The organism is Mucilaginibacter sp. OK098 (assembly GCF_900142915.1).
Lineage (GTDB): Bacteria > Bacteroidota > Bacteroidia > Sphingobacteriales > Sphingobacteriaceae > Mucilaginibacter.
Genome location: NZ_FRCM01000002.1, coordinates 652,253 through 670,491 on the forward strand (window position 1 = coordinate 652,253; position 18,239 = coordinate 670,491).

17 protein-coding genes are annotated in these 18,239 nt (G+C 41.0%); 10 read left to right on the forward strand and 7 right to left on the reverse strand.

Translation table 11 applies throughout. The features are described 5' to 3' along the window. Positions 1 to 76 precede the first annotated feature (76 nt). On the forward strand, positions 77 to 490 hold the full coding sequence (locus BUE31_RS09905) for a DUF5655 domain-containing protein (RefSeq protein ID WP_200801898.1): 414 nt from the start codon (positions 77 to 79) through the stop codon (positions 488 to 490). Between the two features lie 305 nt (positions 491 to 795). On the opposite strand, the gene BUE31_RS09910 is transcribed toward BUE31_RS09905, so the two are convergent. From BUE31_RS09910 to BUE31_RS09920, 3 genes are all read right to left on the reverse strand, one after another. After that, positions 796 to 1,653, reverse strand: coding sequence for an SDR family oxidoreductase (locus BUE31_RS09910; protein ID WP_073402872.1), 858 nt, complete (start codon positions 1,651 to 1,653; stop codon positions 796 to 798). A gap of 106 nt (positions 1,654 to 1,759) precedes the next feature. Next, positions 1,760 to 2,338 (reverse strand): Crp/Fnr family transcriptional regulator, encoded by a 579-nt coding sequence (locus tag BUE31_RS09915; protein ID WP_073402874.1) that lies wholly within the window; start codon positions 2,336 to 2,338, stop codon positions 1,760 to 1,762. An 82-nt stretch (positions 2,339 to 2,420) separates the two neighbouring features. Continuing rightward, positions 2,421 to 2,939 (reverse strand): pentapeptide repeat-containing protein, encoded by a 519-nt coding sequence (locus BUE31_RS09920; protein ID WP_143167077.1) that lies wholly within the window; start codon positions 2,937 to 2,939, stop codon positions 2,421 to 2,423. A 126-nt stretch (positions 2,940 to 3,065) separates the two neighbouring features. On the opposite strand from BUE31_RS09920, the gene BUE31_RS09925 reads away from it, so the two are divergent. Beyond that, entirely contained in the window at positions 3,066 to 3,839 is a 774-nt protein-coding gene (locus BUE31_RS09925) for a MerR family transcriptional regulator (protein WP_073402876.1), read from the forward strand. Between the two features lie 99 nt (positions 3,840 to 3,938). Here BUE31_RS09925 and BUE31_RS09930 read toward each other — a convergent pair whose 3' ends face one another. Next, entirely contained in the window at positions 3,939 to 5,081 is a 1,143-nt protein-coding gene (locus BUE31_RS09930) for an aminotransferase class V-fold PLP-dependent enzyme (protein ID WP_073402878.1), read from the reverse strand. Positions 5,082 to 5,218: 137 nt separating this feature from the next. Between BUE31_RS09930 and BUE31_RS09935 the strand changes: the two genes are divergently transcribed. Beyond that, positions 5,219 to 6,208 carry a hypothetical protein gene (locus tag BUE31_RS09935; RefSeq protein ID WP_073402880.1) on the forward strand — a complete coding sequence of 330 codons (990 nt, stop codon included), beginning with the start codon at positions 5,219 to 5,221 and terminating at the stop codon, positions 6,206 to 6,208. Positions 6,209 to 6,282: 74 nt separating this feature from the next. On the opposite strand, the gene BUE31_RS09940 is transcribed toward BUE31_RS09935, so the two are convergent. Both BUE31_RS09940 and BUE31_RS09945 read right to left on the reverse strand, forming a co-directional pair. Continuing rightward, complete coding sequence (locus BUE31_RS09940) at positions 6,283 to 7,338, reverse strand: DUF5700 domain-containing putative Zn-dependent protease (protein WP_073402882.1); 1,056 nt, start codon at positions 7,336 to 7,338, stop codon at positions 6,283 to 6,285. 139 nt (positions 7,339 to 7,477) lie between these two features. Beyond that, on the reverse strand, positions 7,478 to 8,530 hold the full coding sequence (locus BUE31_RS09945; protein WP_073402884.1) for a S41 family peptidase: 1,053 nt from the start codon (positions 8,528 to 8,530) through the stop codon (positions 7,478 to 7,480). Positions 8,531 to 8,725: 195 nt separating this feature from the next. On the opposite strand from BUE31_RS09945, the gene BUE31_RS09950 reads away from it, so the two are divergent. Both BUE31_RS09950 and BUE31_RS09955 read left to right on the forward strand, forming a co-directional pair. Then, complete coding sequence (locus BUE31_RS09950) at positions 8,726 to 9,739, forward strand: sensor histidine kinase (protein ID WP_073402886.1); 1,014 nt, start codon at positions 8,726 to 8,728, stop codon at positions 9,737 to 9,739. Between the two features lie 84 nt (positions 9,740 to 9,823). After that, entirely contained in the window at positions 9,824 to 10,564 is a 741-nt protein-coding gene (locus tag BUE31_RS09955) for a LytR/AlgR family response regulator transcription factor (protein ID WP_073402888.1), read from the forward strand. A gap of 145 nt (positions 10,565 to 10,709) precedes the next feature. Here BUE31_RS09955 and BUE31_RS09960 read toward each other — a convergent pair whose 3' ends face one another. Further along, complete coding sequence (locus BUE31_RS09960; RefSeq protein ID WP_073402890.1) at positions 10,710 to 13,274, reverse strand: BamA/TamA family outer membrane protein; 2,565 nt, start codon at positions 13,272 to 13,274, stop codon at positions 10,710 to 10,712. A gap of 204 nt (positions 13,275 to 13,478) precedes the next feature. Between BUE31_RS09960 and BUE31_RS09965 the strand changes: the two genes are divergently transcribed. From BUE31_RS09965 to BUE31_RS09985, 5 genes are all read left to right on the forward strand, one after another. After that, positions 13,479 to 14,339 carry a helix-turn-helix domain-containing protein gene (locus tag BUE31_RS09965; RefSeq protein ID WP_073402892.1) on the forward strand — a complete coding sequence of 287 codons (861 nt, stop codon included), beginning with the start codon at positions 13,479 to 13,481 and terminating at the stop codon, positions 14,337 to 14,339. A 67-nt stretch (positions 14,340 to 14,406) separates the two neighbouring features. Further along, positions 14,407 to 15,057: an HD domain-containing protein gene (locus BUE31_RS09970; RefSeq protein ID WP_073402894.1), complete on the forward strand. Its 651-nt coding sequence runs from the start codon at positions 14,407 to 14,409 to the stop codon at positions 15,055 to 15,057. Positions 15,058 to 15,671: 614 nt separating this feature from the next. After that, positions 15,672 to 16,352: a DUF6134 family protein gene (locus BUE31_RS09975; RefSeq protein ID WP_143167078.1), complete on the forward strand. Its 681-nt coding sequence runs from the start codon at positions 15,672 to 15,674 to the stop codon at positions 16,350 to 16,352. Positions 16,353 to 16,354: 2 nt separating this feature from the next. Next, complete coding sequence (locus tag BUE31_RS09980) at positions 16,355 to 17,335, forward strand: SDR family NAD(P)-dependent oxidoreductase (RefSeq protein WP_073402898.1); 981 nt, start codon at positions 16,355 to 16,357, stop codon at positions 17,333 to 17,335. After that, positions 17,332 to 18,123: an SDR family NAD(P)-dependent oxidoreductase gene (locus tag BUE31_RS09985; protein WP_073402900.1), complete on the forward strand. Its 792-nt coding sequence runs from the start codon at positions 17,332 to 17,334 to the stop codon at positions 18,121 to 18,123. The genes BUE31_RS09980 and BUE31_RS09985 overlap by 4 nt, the downstream gene beginning before the upstream one ends. Positions 18,124 to 18,239 lie beyond the last annotated feature (116 nt).

Sequence of the window (18,239 nt, forward strand, 5' to 3'; positions counted from 1 at the left end):
CGGGATGAGATCCGGGACGCTTTTTTGTATATTTGAATAACCAATCTCAAGTCTCTAACCTCCAATCTCTATCACCATGTGGATCTGCCCTTTATGCTCACAGGAATTTGTAAATACCAACCAGGTGCATTCATGCAGGGATAAGGAGCTTGCTGATTTCCTGAACGGGAAATCACAACATACCATTGAACTTTTTGATCACCTGGTAAATGAGTACAAACAAATTGGCGATGTGCGGCTGCACCCTGCAAAATCAATGATAAGCTTTGCTGCCCGTAAAAGGTTTGCTTATATTATTCAACTTGGTAAAAACTTTGTTGATGTGGTGTTTCCGTTTAAGCAGGCCTATGAGGATAATTTATGTTTTAACAAGATAAAGCCGGTACCCGGCAGCGATGATTATAACCATCATTTCCGCATGTATTTTAAAGAAGATATTAATGATGAAGTAAGAATGTATATGAAGATGGCTTATGAAATAGGCTGTTGATAATCTTATTTAAACTCTGTGATATTTATGTTCTTCTGCATCGGATAGCCACAAATAACGCCGCTTATTGCATTTGGCACAGAAATATATTTTAATTGGCAAAAAGAAAAGTACATTCCGCAAAAACCAACCTTTCGGAACCGAATAGTGAAACATGGCTTTGCACTTGTGACAGATGAGAAGAGGCTTACTCATGATATCATATATACGATAATACCTTTCCTATGGTTGTCTAACCGGTTAGAAAATAAGACAGTCATAGCATTTTATCCCATGACTGTCCTGACGCGGTAAATTCAAAAAGATCAGCCGTTGTATTTAGCTGCCCATTTAGCTTTAATTGAAGCTCTTGCATTTATAAATTCAACATCAGTACCTTCGGCAATGGCGTCTAATGGAAAACGTAACGGGCGCGTTCCGTCTTGCATATTAATAAGCTTTAACACCCCATCTGCAATGGTTTGCGGGTTCATGTCAAACTGTGCCATTTTTCCAAACATTGCAGCACCCATAGCATTAAATTTTTGCGCTGCAGCATCGCCATATTCAGCAACAATTTCAGCTTTGTCGGCATTTAACCCGGGTTTGGTGCCATTGTTCATTTCTGTAGGATATACTCCCGGCTGAATACTTACATTCTCGATATTATAATCGCGCAATTCATCCTGCATCCCTTCGGTAATGCTTTCCACCCCAAATTTTGAAGCTAAATAAGGGATCATAAAGGGCAGTGTATGACCGCTGGCGCCGCTGGTGATATTAATAATCAAGCCACTTTTGTTTTTGCGCATTGATGGTAATACCGCCTGGTAGGTACGCAGCACGCTGTAAAAATTCACCTCGAACATTTCTTTAACCTGGTTAATGGTGTAAGCCTCTAATAACCCAAAGCCTGATACGGCAGCGTTATTAACCAAAACATCTATCCGGCCAAATTTTGCCAATGTTTGGCTGATGGCATTTGTTACCGAACTATCGCTTGTTATATCTATTTCGGCAACAGTTATATTGCTGATAGCAGAAAGCTCTTTTGCAACCACTTCATTTTTCCCGTTTGTGCCGCGCATGCCGGCAATTACTTTATTTCCGGCATTAGCCAGGGTTATTGCCATTAATTTACCGAAGCCTGTGCTGGTGCCGGTAATGAAAATTATTTTGTTCATTTTATTAATCTTTTATTGTTAATTGAATGAAACAAAATTGCATATAACAAGCCCCAACATCCATTGACCTTTGATGTGAAAAAACTTGACAAATATCAAGAGGGATCTATTTTTTCACCGCCGATTTGCGCACCCTGCTTAAGGTTTCGGGAGAAATACCGAGGTAGGATGCGATCATATGCTGAGGTACCCGCTTAGCTATTTGAGGCGATGTTTTAATAAAGTCAAGGTATTTTTCTTCGGCTGTTTGGCTGATAAATGAATGGACCCGGTTTTGTGATACAACAAAGCTTCTCTCAAGTAGACCGATCACAAAATCTTTAAAAGCAGGGATCTTACTTTTTATCAACTCAAAGTTTTCAATGCTATAAAGCAGCACAACAGAGTCTTCAATAGCGTCAATATTTGATTTTGCAGGCAAGCCGGATAGCAGGCTTTCCCGGTCGCCGGTCCAGTAATTTTCTATCGAAAAAAAAACAATATGCTCAATGCCTTTATCGTCAACATGGTATTTTCTTAAACAACCCTGGCAAACAAAGGCGTTTAACTTCCACACATCTCCCTCCTGTAAAAGGTATTGGTGCTTACGCAATTTTTTCATCACGCCATATTGCTCAAACAGTGCCCATTCCTCATCAGTAATGGTTATTTTATCGATAAGATATTTTTTGAAGACGTGGATCATAATAATAGTGCTAATGTAAACACGATTTTTATGATTTAAATGATTATCAGGATTGATTAGCTAAGTTTAATCCTTAACTAATTCAAACATTATATGCTTTCAGCAAATCCTCAACAAGGATTCCGTTTATCGTCATGCCGGTTAAATTACAATCAGTAATACTTACATTATTAAGGTTACAATCGGTAATGGTGCTGTTGTTTAAATCACAATTCTCAAACGTCAATGGCCTTTGCTTAGCGGCAGGGTCATAATTGGGGTGGCCCTTGGGTGGCATACCTATGTTATGGATATAGGCTCCGCCAAGCTGTGCACCTTCAATCTCAAGGTCGCTTAAATTGGCGTCCATTATTTTTACGCCTGTTGCGCACACGTCTTCAATACATGCATTGTTCATGCAGAACTCTCTAAATTTTGAATCGTCAAGATTTGACCATTTTACGTTCAGGATCTTCCTGGCTTCAAGAATCTCCAAATGTTCATTAGCCGGTTCTGTTTGGGTTGACTTGCTTTCCATAGTTTTTGATTTTATCAAAAATAACAACAAAATCAATGCCCGGCAAAGTGCTGTAATGCCTTTATTACGGTGTATTTGTGCCATACTTTCATAAAAATCCAATCAGATTAGGCCCGTTATATAATGAGCCAAAAATTTATTTTCAAAAACACTTGACTCTTACCTTACGTCATAGCATAGCTTTGTGTTAAGGTATTGATCAAAGTAAAAATGAAGGATAATTATTCTGTAAAACAATTGGCTAAGCTGGCGGGTGTAAGTGTGCGCACACTGCATCTTTATGATCAGCTGGGCCTATTAAAACCATCCATACGGACCGAGAGCCGGTATCGCCGGTATGGTGAAAAAGAATTATTACGGTTACAGCAAATACTTTTTTATAAAGTGCTTGACTTTCCTTTAAAAGAGATAAACCCTATCCTTGATGACCCCGATTTTGACCTGATCAAAGCACTTGAAGGGCACAAAGAATTACTAACCATAAAAAGGGAACATCTCACAACCTTGCTCAATACCATTGACAAAACAGTTAATCATTTAAAAAACAAAACCATGAGCAATTACGAAGAATTATACGAAGGCATGCCAAAAGAACAAACTGAAGCATACCGCAAAGAAGCTATTGAAAAATGGGGCGAGGATGTTGTTATACGATCAGAAAAGGCTTTGCTTGAAATGCCAAAGCTTAATATGGAGCAATTAAAAACTGATCAAAAAGATATTGCCCAAAAACTTGCATCCCTTGTTAATGAAAACCCTGAAAGTGAAGTTGTACAGGAACAGATAGCCCGGCATTACGCCAACATCCGCAGCTTTTGGGGTGTAACAGACCCTACCGACCTGAAAATTGAAACCTACAAAGGCTTAGCAAATTTGTATGTTGCAGATGAACGGTACACAAATGTTGAGGGTAAAGCCAACCCGGCGTTTGCTGCATTTATGCATAAGGCAATGATGAATTTTGCGGATAGTAAATTGAAATAAACAGGTCTTCCACTCTGTGTTTCTCTGTGCATCCCTTTGTGACCTTTGCGGTTAAATTAAACCGTAGCGTTCGCAGAGAATGCACAGAGACCGCTGAGATTAGCTTGTTTTAACATGTCTTTTCAAAACATCAAACAGCTTTTCTATATCCCTTGATGTTGTATATAAATGAGGCGCAATGCGAATGCTCTCTCCTCTGAAACCCACAAAAATATTTTCATTTTTCAAATCAGTTTTTAACGTATCGCTTACACCACCCGGCAAATCGAGGCCGATCATATGTTCAACTCTTTCAGCAGAGTTTGGGAAACCAAGCCCCAGCAAATTTGCCTGTTGCTCTATTTGTTGCGTTACAATTTTTAATTGTGATTGGATATTAACCACACCCCAGTCTAACACTTGTGTAAGCGCTGCTATTGCCATTGGTACGTTTATAAAGCCGGGGAATTCCCCCATATCAAAACGTCTTGCTCCCGGCCTGTAATCATCACGGTAGTTAACCAACCCTGCAAAATTTTCACTGTCGTTTTTGGTGAGCCATGAGTATTCAATTGGTTTACCAGCCGTATGCCATTTTGGTGCGGCATATAAATACCCCAATCCATAAGGCCCCAGCAGCCACTTATACCCTACCGACACCAAAAAATCAGGCTGAACTGTAGTCACATCAATTGGATATGCCCCCATTGCCTGGCTGGCATCTATCACCAAAGCAGCACCAACTGACCTGGCTTTTCCGCCTACTTTCACCAAATCAACAAGTGCACCGTTTGTCCAATGGCAGTTTGATATGGCAACTACGGCTGTATTTCCATTAATTGCAGATAATATAGCCTCTGTCCACGTTGATCCGTCCTTTTTTACGGTTAAAATTTCAGCGCCTTTAGCTTTTGCCAGCTCGGCCCATGAGTAATAATTGGATGGGTATTCTTTATCCATCACCAATATTTGCTGACCTTTCGCAACAGGCACATTGGCTGCAGCAATGCTGATACCATAGCTAACCGATGGAATAATAGCCATGCTATCAGTCCCGGCATTAATAACCCGGGCAGCGAGTGCGCGTAATTTTTCAGGATCAGCAAACCAGTCTGCCGACTGGATCTCCCATGGATGAACCTTCTTTTGCAGCGCTTGCAAACCAGCTGCTGTAACTGATCTTAATTGCGGCGAAAGGCTGGCGCAGTTCAAATAAGTTACGCCTTGGGGGAGATCAAATAATTCAGCTATTCCGTTTTCCATTTATAATGAGGTATTTGTGATGCGGTAAAGTTAGCCTGTTTATAACCTTAAAAGGTTGATAAAAGTCAATTACTACTAATATTTCATAGTTAAAGTCATAGCAAATTCTGCTGCATACTATTATCTTTATCCCTTATATGATCCCCTCTAAACTATACCCACAATTGCTTGTACTGCTATCGGTGTTTATCTTGCAAAGCTGCTCCAATAATTTACCCGGGGTATGGAAAAATGACAGGATAGATGCCGGTAAAAGATCTGATTTCCATGAGCTTAACAACGAAGCTCTTGGTTACCTGAAAGCTAACGGCTTTAAACGTTTAAAATTAATGATGTCGAAGGACTTGAATCACAATAGCTATACAGAACGAATAGTTGGGCGCATCAGCAATTACCTTAATGATAGCAAATACAGCTTATCTGATGAATATTATATAGTCAATAAATACAGGGATGCCGACACTGTAAAATCCGCCGGCAGTCCTACAAATGATTATGGCTTTTTTTACCAAAACCCTGAAAAAGAAATGTACATCGCATTTTTTTTACCAAAAAGCGCTGAAAATAAATATATGATCAGCCTGATTTTTTCCAAATTTGATTATGGCTGGAAAATAAGCGAACTTGATGTTGAGCCCTATACCATTAACAGAAAAACCGGGCCGGAACTTTTTAAAATGGCTAAAGAAGCTTATAGTAAAAACTACCTGATCGATGCGGTAAACCTGGCAGCTTTAGCAAATATCTGTATGAAACCTGTTGACATTTTACAATACCCGGATGAAGGTGAGCTTCATACTTTTTATGGGCAAATTGTAAATGAGGCAAACGACAAATATAAATTTCCGTTTACCCTTACTGATGTACCTACAAAACCCCGGATAATAAGGATCTTTAATCAAACAGATGAGAAAGGAAGTTTCCCTATGATCCAGTATTTAACTGCCATTAATTTAAAAGATACCACTGCCATTAAAAACGAAAATATGCAGATCAGGAAAGTGATAGGCAAGGTAATGCCCGGACTGGATAAGGATAAAAAATATGTGTTTTATGCTGCATTTAATGAAAAGCCATCGAGCTTAAAAGAAGTTGATCGTTTTGAGATGACTGATAAGCTTCAATAAATATTACTACTTGGTTATTATGAGGCTTCATTTTTTAACACAGTTGAGGGTTCTTTATCGATATAATATAGCATTTATTTCTTACATCTCCTCTCCAACAACCCCAAATACGCAATACTTTTAGCAGAAAATATCGGCGGATGAGCAGCATCCTTTTCAGCGGCCTTGTTATATAGATAAAAAAATACAAACGGATCATCCGATCTATCAACCATTTGTTGTTTATAGCCATTTTTAACTATTATCTGCGCCATGTAAAAGCCCGGCATATGTCCGGTTGTTCTTTTCAAAAGGTTCCGGTAATACCTTTCTGTTTGAATATTATCCTTGTTTAAAGCCAGCACCATTATGCATGAATCTAAACTTTTAATGGTGGCAGGTGCCGGGTCAATTAGCCATTCTTTAATGTCCTCCGGCTTTTCCCAGGTTTTATCAATCATATCGGCAATACCCTCGTTCGGGATATTATGAATTGCCCAGAGCAAGCCTGCATCTTTTGGATCCTGGTTTTTACTGATGTCTGTTTCTTCTCTTAAGCGGTGGTGAAGCTCATGCGCTTCTAAAGTGCCGGTTTTTGTTTTTGAATTATCAATAACCGAAAGCAGGCTGAAAAACAGGCCATTTGGGTACGAGATCGCATCGTTTGATAAACAATTGTAATACAGCTTAATATCTTTTAACCGGTGCTGCGATCTTTTCGGCAGGTATTCATAAACATATTGATAGGCTTGGTTAAAGTAATCCGGCTTTTCGGTGATATTTGCCAGGTATGCTTTAAGCTGTACTTCCTCATCTTTATAGCGTTTTGCCAAAATACAATACCAGTCTTTTGCCGTCAGCCTGGCTTGCAGCATGGAATCATTTGTCGGCAGATAAGCTATCTCTATCGCTTTACGATAGCGGATCAGCCTAACCGAATCAAACTCAGATAAAGCATAGGTTTTATTGCCTTCAATATTTATAAAACGTCCCCACTGTGCATCGGTAATTGGTTTATTATGCTTTAACGAATCGGTAAGTTCCCAGTATTTGGTAACGGCTTCAGTGTTGATGGTTTGGGCATGGGCAGATTGATCGATTGTGAATATGGCTGCAATAGCAAAGCAGAATAATTTATATGTAGTTTTCATTGTCTTTTATTTTTGGTTGGTTAATTATTTCCCGTCGACATGCCGTCCGCCAATTGGTCGAATCGGCACCCCACAGGACAAGTCGTCGACATGCTGGTCACTTAGCGTATGGGGTCATGAAACAAGTTCAGGATGACGTTTATTTATTAATCTTTTCCTTTAACCATTTTAATCCTGTAATAATTTTCTCGTCCTTCTTCAAGTCATCAAAATTATCGCCGCCAAGAACTTCCAGGTCTGGCTGTATATTATCCGGGTAAACATGGCCGTTCCGGTCTGCCTCTACGGAGGTTGCCAGGAAAAAGCCAATCTCGTTTGTAAATTGAAATGAGTTGTTTGAAGTGGTATACCCGCCGGAATTCTCGCCAATAAACAAAGTGTTTTTGCGGCCTTTAAATGAGATGACAGTTGCCTCGCCCGAGCTGCGGGTATAGGGGCCTATCAACACCACAACTTTTAAATTATATAAGCTTTTAGCAGGCTGCTTTTGGATGTAAGCTGTATCTATCCCGTCATAAACCATATTATTCTTTACGCCCCATGCTTCTTCTGTATTGCTTACCGGAAAAACAAAAGCGCCCAGTTTGTCAGGTTCAAACAAAGTTATTAGCCCGCCTATCATGGCCCACATATCACCACCGGGATTTAAGCGCAGATCAATGATCAAACCCTTTAACTTTTGTGGCTCCAGCTTAATTAAGGAATCCTGAATTTGCCGGGCAATTTTATTAACATCACCCGGGTGGGTAGGGTTATTATCAGGCACCAGCAGATAACCAAACCCTTTTTCAAGTATCCGAGGCATTAGCGTGTATTCCGTTTTTATTTTCTTTAATAATACCTGGTGGGTTGCTGGATCAACAGGTTTATCGTTCCCCCGCCAGCCATATGATTTATTGTTATAGGTTATAAAGCCATGATGATCGCCCAATAATTTATAAAGCAGCTTAACAGATGGGATAACGTCCTTTACAGTTACTGCATTTGCAGCGGTTAGCCTAACGCTGTCTTCCACTTTTTTCCAATCCACTTTGTTGCGGTAAAGGGAGTTGTGTTTGGTAAAGCTAAGCACAGTATCGAGCAACAGATGAGCACTATCATTTTTTAGGTTGATGTTCTGGGCCGCTGAGATACCAGGAGTTAAGGCGATTGCCAGTATTAAAATGCAGATCAATTTACTTAATGTTTTCATCTCGTTATGTTTTTATAATGACGCAAAGATGTCCGGGATCGGCAACCTGTTCTATTTTATGATCCCAACCCTGTTAATTATTATCCCAACCCGCTATTATCAGCAAAAAGCATATTTTTAAAGCGTTGATATAAGAAAAGGAGCTGTTGGGATAAAATAGCTGCATGATGAGTGCGGGCAGTATATATTTGAATTATGAAAAAAAGCCAATTATATATTTATTACTTGCTGGGCTGGGCATTGTATGTGCTGTATATCTGCATTAATAATTGGGTTGATAAATTGGGCCCGCAGCCCTATGTATGGTCAAACATGGCGGCAAGCTTTGTTGAGTTTACCTTTTGCTTTTTTATTGTTTACCCCAGGTTTTTAAAGCGTAAAACCATACCCCTTTTAATAGCCGGACTGCTCATTGCCGATGCTTTGTTTGTTGGCTCACGATGCTTAATTGAGGAAGTTTTTTATGTGTGGCTGATTGGCCATGGCAATTATACAGCTGATACCACTGTGCTTTATTATATTGGCGATAATTGGTGGCGGGCGCTGCAACCCATCCTATTCAGCTTTTTAGCATGGGCGCTTGTTGATACCTTTAAAAGGGAACGTGAAGCCGAGCAATTGAGCCGCGAAAAAACACAGGCCGAACTACTGTTTCTTAAAACACAGATCAATCCTCATTTTTTATATAACACACTTAATTATATCTATTCGCTGGCTTACCCGGTATCTGATAAGCTGGCTGATGCCATTATCAAACTTTCGCAATTAATGCGCTATATGCTTACCGATAGCGTTGACGGCATGCTGAACCTGCAAAAAGAAGTTGATTACCTGGAAAATTATATCGAGATCTACCGCCTGCGTTTTGAAGATAGCTTTTTTGTTGATTTTAAAGTGGAAGGAGATATCGGTAATAAAAACATTGCCTCACTTATTTTAATTCCATTTGTTGAAAATGCTTTTAAACATGGGGTTGTTAATGATGCCACAAGGCCTGTAAAAATTAAGATCAGCGTAATTAAAGATAGACTAACACTGACCGTAAGCAATAAGATCAACCACAACCAAAAAGATAATTCAAGCGGAATAGGTTTGGCAAACATCAGGCGAAGACTGGAATTGATCTATCCCGGCAGGCATGAATTATTGATTGCTGATAACGGAGAGACTTATAAAACCACGTTGAATATTATATTGAATAATGCCTAAAGTTGCCTCACCTAAATCCTCTCCTTTGGAGAGGGGTTTGGGGTGAGGCGAACAATTTGTTACATTTAATTTTACCTTTAAAATATGATCCGCTGTCTTGCTGTTGATGACGAAGCTTATGCTACCAAAATAATTGCCGATTACATCAGCAAGGTGCCTTACCTTACGCTGCTCGGCACCACAACAAGCGCCATTGAGGCTTTAACCCGGGTACAAGGCGGTGAAATTGATCTCATCTTCCTGGATATTCAAATGCCTGATTTAACCGGGATCCAATTTCTAAAACTTTATGGCGGCAAGTGTAAGGTGATTTTAACAACAGCTTACCCTGAGTATGCACTCGATGGTTTTGAGCACGATGTGGTAGATTATTTGTTGAAACCCATTGCATTTGATCGTTTTTTAAAGGCCGCGCAAAAAGCTTTTAATTTAATAAATCTAGTTAAAGAACAGGTAGCTATTCCGGCACCTGTAGTTAACACCACTATAGCCGTAAATAACCAAACGGATTATATGTTTATTAAAGGCGAAAGCAAGAATAAATTTTTAAAGGTTGATTATAACGACATTCTTTACATTGAAGGTCTGAAGAACTATGTTTCCGTGTTTACCTCCGCACAAAGGATAGTAACCTATCAATCCCTGCGCGATTTAGAAACAACCTTACCCAAGCCACCGTTTTACCGGGTTCATAAGTCATACATTATTTCTGTTGATAAGATCCGGATGGTTGATGGTAATACCGTTTATATTGGTGATCAATCTATACCTATTGGTGAAACTTACAGGGATGGTTTTTTGGGGATGATAAGGGAGGCGGAGTAAGCAACTAATGCAATTTACTACTTATGTCATTGCGAGCGCAGCGCGGCAACCGCACGTATGCATATCCGCCAGGCAAGTTCTACATCTTTCTACTCGCTCTGTAAGCGTGCGATTGCTTCGTACCTCGCAATGACAAGAAGGGCTCCTAAAACCTAAACCCAACAGATATGTACGGCAATGAGCCCTCCTTTGAAAAACCAACGGCTGCCTGGATCAGTACCAGCTGAGCCGGGATAACATAAATACCGCCACCATAACCATCATGCCAGGCATTGGAACTATCTGTTGCCGACCATACTCTGCCAATATCATTAAACCCGATTATCCCGACACTGCCGGGTAACAGGTACGAGGTAAAATCCAATACTTTTAACCGTAGTTCAAGGTTATTGTAAAGCATGGTGCGGCCGGTAAAACGCCAGGTGTGGTAACCGCGCAGTGTTTGCGGTCCGCCGAGTTTGATTTGCTGAAAATAATCGGCATTGCCAAAGTAAGTGCCTCCGCCTGTGCGGTCGGCTATGATAAGTACAGAATCTCTATCGGGATTAAGATAAAAACTAAACTCTGATAGCACCTGTGTGTAGGCATTATGCGACCCATTCAGCGCTTTCATGGAGTTTACCGTTGTGTTCCAGTAAACGCCGCTGGTGGTTATGGTGCCTTTATTACGGGTATCATAAGTTGCACCACCCACTAAGCCAACAGACCATTTTGTAGAAAACACATTTTCATCAGGGTGGGTTGCATTATAATCGTTCAGGAACCGGCTGGTATTGTTACCAGCCTGGCTGTTATAAAATTGCCCGCCTATTCCGGCGTTAAGCACCCAATTACCATACCTGTGATACAGTGAAACATCAGTAGTAACCAGATCGTACCTGTTACGGTAGTAAGTAATTTTCTTATCCCCCTCGTTTACAAACGGAGTTCCGTTACCTATCCCAAAAAAGTTGCTTACATTATTCGGCCCTCTTGATAATGCATTAATGCGGATATCATTATTACCAATAGCATTTTTAAAATCGGCAACGTAAGTAAACAAAAGCGACTTACGCGAAAGCGAATAATTGGTTAAAAATTCCTCCCTGAATGAGTACGGCTCACCCCTAAAACCATGCTTTTCATACGAAAAACCACCGATCAGCAAAATGCCGATATCTGTATTATAATTAGCCAGTATAATTGGTTCAAACCGGTCGTATTTAAAGCTGGTTTTGTTGTAATTATTTACCCCGGTATCCTTACTGGTGCGGATCCTTGCATCAGATGATGGAGGAATAATATTGGTAGAGTCGGACCGGTCATATATATAAAGCTTGCTGCGGTTATTCAGCTTTTTATCTACATAAAAACTATCAACCCCTGCACCGCCTATCATCCGTACTTTTATGGGTGAGGGGGTATCCCCGGTTACTGAAAATACATCATTGCCATCAAAACCGTAAAGCCTTATTTCTTTTGTAACGTCAGGTTTAAATATGCGGTGATAGGTAGTTTTATCAATATCACCACTTTTACTTATTTTTTTAACCGTTACTTCAAGGTTGCCGCCGCTTTGCTCATTAATGCTGAAACTATCACGTTTGTCTGATGCCGGGATCTCTACATAAATGGATAAAAAACGGTAATACTCCAGTGCCTGTTTCATCAGGTTGTTACGCCGGGCTTTCATTTTTGTGATGATCGCATTACCCGAAAGCTTAAAAATAGTATCGGGCATTAATTTAACCGCAGCAGTGATCAGGTTATCGGTCAGTGTTTTTTGAACGTAGGTAATTTGCTCGCGCCAGTCGTCTTCACTCAGCTGGTTTAAAAAATAACGGTCAAAATAACGTGCGTTAAAGTTCCAGCCTTCAATATCCCTGATTTCATCACTATACCCCTGGAATTTTGATTTAAGCCATTGGTGCGATACTATCCACGGAAAAACACCCGATGTTCTGTAAAAAACCTGGTCGCGGTCGCGGGGTACAGGTTCATATAAACTACCTTTCTTTTCATCAATCTTTTCCCAGCGCCACTGGTCTTCATGCCGGTCCCAGTCGCCAAGCAGCAGATCCAGCAGGCGCGCTTTCAGCACTGTCTTTTCATCAACGTGGTTATCGTTATCATCCTTCAGCTTGCGCTGTACTTTTTCGGTATTGTCTGTTTTCTCTGCGTCCAAAGGCTCGCGTTCCTCAAACAAAAAAACCTTATTGGCAAAGTCTTTAGCATACTTGCCCAATGCTGGATCATCTTTTACATAAACTATCTGCGGGTTTGAATGCGGAATACCTAATGCCTGAGCCAATGGCGGCACAGTTAGCGCAGCAAAAGGATGCGCTGCCGATACCTGGTCCTGTAAAATATCCTTAGCTACTGTTGGGCGCAGTCTTGGCGGTAAACCTCGCTCCGGGTATTTCTGGATAGTTCGCAGCACCCATTGCTGCCCGGTTGAATCCTGTAACCTGAGCGACATGGTTTGTAAGCCGCCGCCCTTTTGTAAGATCTTTAAACCTCCCTTTTCATCCTCCAGCCTGAATACACGCACTTTAACAGGTGCGGCCCACAAAGCGCGGTAGTTGTCACCAAACCAAAAACGATGCGCTTTGCCAACCTGGTTATATTCAGGTTCAACAGCTATGCGGATGCTGTCGTTCTTTACCTGCTGGGCATAAGCCCCTGCATAAAAAAGTAAGAATATCAATAATAGGGTAAGGCTTTTTTTCATAGTAGCGCGGTAATTGTAATGAATGATCCGTTTGTTTCCAGGCACGATCAGGGGTTATCTGCTGAATTTCAGATTTTATCACTCAGCAATAAATATACGTCAATAATTTTAGTTAGAAAAAAGGTGAGATTTCAGTTATCAAATAACGCTTTTTAGGATGCCGGTTTAAAAATGAGTTATTTTGTAAACGCTTAACACATTAAAATGGCAGAAGGTTTTTTAAATACGCTGTTTGATAAAGAAATAAAAGATTCTTTTTCAATTATCCGTTACAACAACCAGCAGTTTGACCTTCAGCCGTTGTGCCGGCTTACTTATAACCGTATCTTTTTAATAAATACCGGAAGCGGTGCTATCCGCGTGGACAATGAAACTTATCCCGTTATCGGTAACGAAACATTTTTGCTGGCGAAAGGGCAGGTATATGCTTTTGATCAGTATACTACTATTTCTGGCTATGAGCTTTGTTTTGGCGATTGCTTTTGGGAGAAAACACCGGCAAGTGCCAGTAATTGCAAAGCAGTGCTGTTCAACAATGCCGCTGCAAACCAACACCTGCGTATAAATGCGGAAAGCTTTTCAGAGCTGGACACCTTATTCCGGGTGCTTTATACAGAATACATTGGGACCGATTATATCAATAAATTAGATGCACTGGCTGCCTATTTAAAGATAATTATGATAAAGATTGCTAATGTAAACGCATCTTTAATTAACGGGTATGATAACTTTGAAAACCAGCTGTACCGCCAATTTTTAGAGCTGGTGAGTAACCAGTACCAAACTACGCATGAGGTTGCAGACTTTGCCAATCAGCTGGGGATCTCTGCAAGAAAGCTTTCTGACCTTTGCAAACGCTGCAGCGGTAAAGGAGCGAAAGATATTATTAACGGGCAACTAATTGCCGAAGCCAAACGTTCCCTGCAGTTCTCTTCAAAGCCGGTTAAGGAAATAGCTTTTCAGCTTAACTTCTCCGCACCTGATCAGTTCAGTCATTTTTTTAAGAAAAACACGCAAATCTCTCCAAATGATTACCGCGATCATTTTGTAAATATTGGCAGGTGATTAGCGGTTTTTAACATTCCGCAGGCTATTTAGCTCCGCTACCTTTGTTGATACAAAATCAACAAATATGTCAGTAAATAAATTAAAAACAGTAGCAGGGATCAATATTCCCGATAGCGCCATTGCCACGCAGGCCACAGAGCTTTTATTAACACACGGAACAGAATTCATTTATAACCATTCTCTAAGGGTTTTTCTTTTTGCATCGCTTAATGGTAAACGCAACAATTTGCAGTATGATGCCGAATTGCTTTATGTAAGTTCTGTGTTTCACGACCTTGGTTTAACCAAAAAATACAGCAGTCCCGATCTTCGCTTTGAGGTAGATGGCGCAAATGCCGCCCGCGATTTTCTTAAAAGCCATGGCTTGCCAAAAGAATCGCTCCAGCTGGTATGGGATACCATTGCCCTGCATACCACCATCGGTATAGCCGAACATAAGGAGCCCGAGGTTGCCCTGATGTACTCAGGCGTTGGCCTTGATGTAATGGGAGAAGGATATGAAAACCTGAGCGAGGAAAACAGGATAGAGATCATCAGCGCTTTTCCGCGTAATGATTTTAAGAAGAAGATAATACCCACATTTTTTAGCGGCTTTGAGCATAAAACAGAAACCACCTTTGGCAATATTAAGGCCGACGTTTGTGCCTTTATGATCCCCAACTTTCAGCGCAAAAATTTCTGCGATTGTATCTTGTGCTCACCCTGGAGCGAATAAACTAATCTATCCAAAATTCAGTACAGGGCGATGCCCTGCCCTGAGGTATTTAGCCCTTTCAGGGCTTTTTTGTTTTTCCGGATTTTCCCCTGCCCCTGAAAGTCTGATACGCTAGTGCAAGCTGAAGCCCAATGTCATTAACTTAACGTGAGTTCGACATAAATTCAGATGTAACATTATGATTATCAGTAACTTACACATGTTTAATACTTAATAAATAACTAAATTGTTGATAATCAGCATGTTTCACAGCGTTCCGGGTGTTCCGCGTACAAAAGTGGAACGCTTGCAGCCCAAACTTGCACTTCGCCTCATCTAAAGCTACGAATAATCTCTTCTCAATTCATGAATTGAGAAGACGCGACCCTTCCTGCGCGGTACTATTGCTAAATGTACGAAACGCGCTTCCGACCAAATGCACTTTTTGCCCTACTAAAGTATCACACGAGTTTTCGTGGTGGAAATTTTATGCCTTGTCGAATAATTAAAAATCGGGGTAATTATCCGGCTTGATTTGCAGTGTAATAAAAAAACACAACCCGGTATAGGGGTAAAATTTAAATCAAATGTATTATCAGTATAAAACAGAAACAATAACCCTTAAACACAACAATATGATACCTGCATTAACTATATGGCTCTTTAAAAAATACGGGAGGCCGTTTTTAAATAAACATAATATCACATTTAGCCGGGTAATGGTGCCGGTTAAAAAGTTATCCGTAACTATTTTGTTTTTGGCAATTAGCTCGCTGGCTTTTGCACAGGAACAAACGCTTAATTATAATGTGCTGCACAGCGGCAATACCGTTGGGCATATGAAATTAGAGCAGGTTAAGGATGGCGACGATACCTTTTTAAAGATCGCATCAGATGTTAAAATGCGTTTTGTATTCAGCATCCAGGTAAACATCCAGGAAGATTCGCATTACCGCAACGGAAAGCTGCTTTGTTCACACGTGTCGCGTAAGGTCAACGGTAAACAAAAGGCAGATAAGCTTACCAAGGCAAATGGCGACAGTTACCAGTTAACCGATGATGGCAAAATCAGCTCTATCAACCAAAAACAGATCAGCAATAACCTTACTATGATGTATTTACAGGAGCCGGTTGGCCTGTCGCAGATCTACTCAGATAATTTCCAGCAGTTTGTACAGGTAAAACAGGTAGAAAGTCATACTTACCGCATTAACCTGCCCGACGGCAATTACAATTTTTACACCTACACGAATGGTATTTGCAGCAAGGTTGATATTCACCATTCATTATATACCATTCAAATTCAGCTTGTATAACCATGAAAGTATTAGTAACAGGAGCCACAGGTTTTATAGGCCGCAATTTATGCCTTCACCTTGCCGAACAGGGTTATAATGTAGTGGCGTTGTGCCGCAATACGGCCCACCCCTACCTCATCTCTCATAAAAACATTACTCCGGTAAAAGGCGATATCCTCGACAGGGAAAGTTTAGCAAAAGCAATGAACAGGTGCGGGCAGGTGTATCATACTGCAGCACTGGCTAAAATGTGGTGCCGTGATAAAAATGATTATTACAATATCAACGTAGTAGGCACCCGCAATGTGCTGGAACTGGCGGGTGAATCAGGCGTAAACAAAGTGGTGTACACTTCAACCTGCGGCGTATGGGGACCAACCATAAAGCACCCTATGAATGAAAATGACCCGCGGATTGATGGCTTTGCCATTGACTACGAGCGCACCAAGTACCTGGCAGAAATTGAAACCCGCATTTATTCGGCTAAAGGACTAAATGTGGTAACGGTTAACCCTTCGAGGGTTTATGGTGAAGGACCAATTACCGACAGCAATACCGTTGGTAAAATGATAAGCGGTTATTTAAAAGGTAAATGGCGCATCATTCCCGGTAAAGGCACGCAGATCTCGAACTATGCTTATTTGGATGATGTGATAAAAGGGCACATAGCGGCCATGGAACAGGGGACACCGGGTAACAGGTATATTTTAGGTGGAGAGGATATCAGTTTTAATACATTTTTCAGCACACTGCAAAGCATCACCGGCAAAACATATGGCATGGTTAAGCTGCCGCAAAGGGTGATAGAAGCTTATAGCCGGTTCGAATTGCTGAAGACCACCCTTACTGGTTTGCCGCCCGTATTTTTACCTGAATTTGCCGAGCGTTTAAAAAAGGATCAGAAATATAGCAGTCAGAAGGCGATTACCCAGCTCAATTACAGCATCACTCCTTTTGAGGAAGGCATGGCTAAAACCATTAATCATATTAAAAACTTATGATGCCGCTAACCGCCATAGTAACCGGGGCAAGCGAGGGCCTTGGTAAATCATTAGCGCTTGAGCTGGCCTCGCGCCAGATAGACCTTGTGCTGGTATCATTGCCGGCAAGTGGTTTATCAGAACTGGCTTGTTTTATCCGTAAAAACTTTGAAGTTAAGGTAACCATATTTGAGGCTGATCTGACGCTTGCAGAAAGCTGCACTTCATTATTCGCCTTGTTAAAAAGTGAAGAGCTAACTGCACATATTTTAATTAATAATGCCGGATTAGGGAATTGGTCGTGGTTTGAGGATAAAAACATAGGATTCTATAAAAAGCAGATAGAGCTGAATGTAATTGCCCCTGTATTGCTTACCCACCTGTTTTTAGCACAACTTGATGAAGAGCGTACTGCTTACCTGTTAAATGTGGGCAGCCTTGCGGGCAGGTTTGTTGTACCTAAAAAACAGGTATATGGCGCAACCAAATCATTCATCAGCTACTTTACACGATGCCTGCAGCTGGAAATGGAACGCTCAAATATCAGCATCAGCCTGCTTAGTCCGGGCGGAATAAATACCAAGCCGGAATTGCTGGTACTTAACCACATGCTAAAGGGTATTGCAAAAGCTACCATTACCGAGCCCGACAGGGTTGCTTATGAAGCCATCCATGGTATGTTTTTGGGCAAAAAGGAAATTATCCCCGGCGGTGTTAACAAGCTGATGGTTGTGCTGAACACCATTTTGCCGGGCTTTATTAAAGATATGATTATTAAAAGTAAGTTAAAACCGGTGGTGAAGTTGTGAGGAAATCCCACACACGTCATGCCGTCCGCCAACTGGTCGGATCGGCACCCCACGGGACACTCCCGCATGCATGGTGTACACTTAGCAAGTGGGGTGCTGAAATAAATTCAGCATGA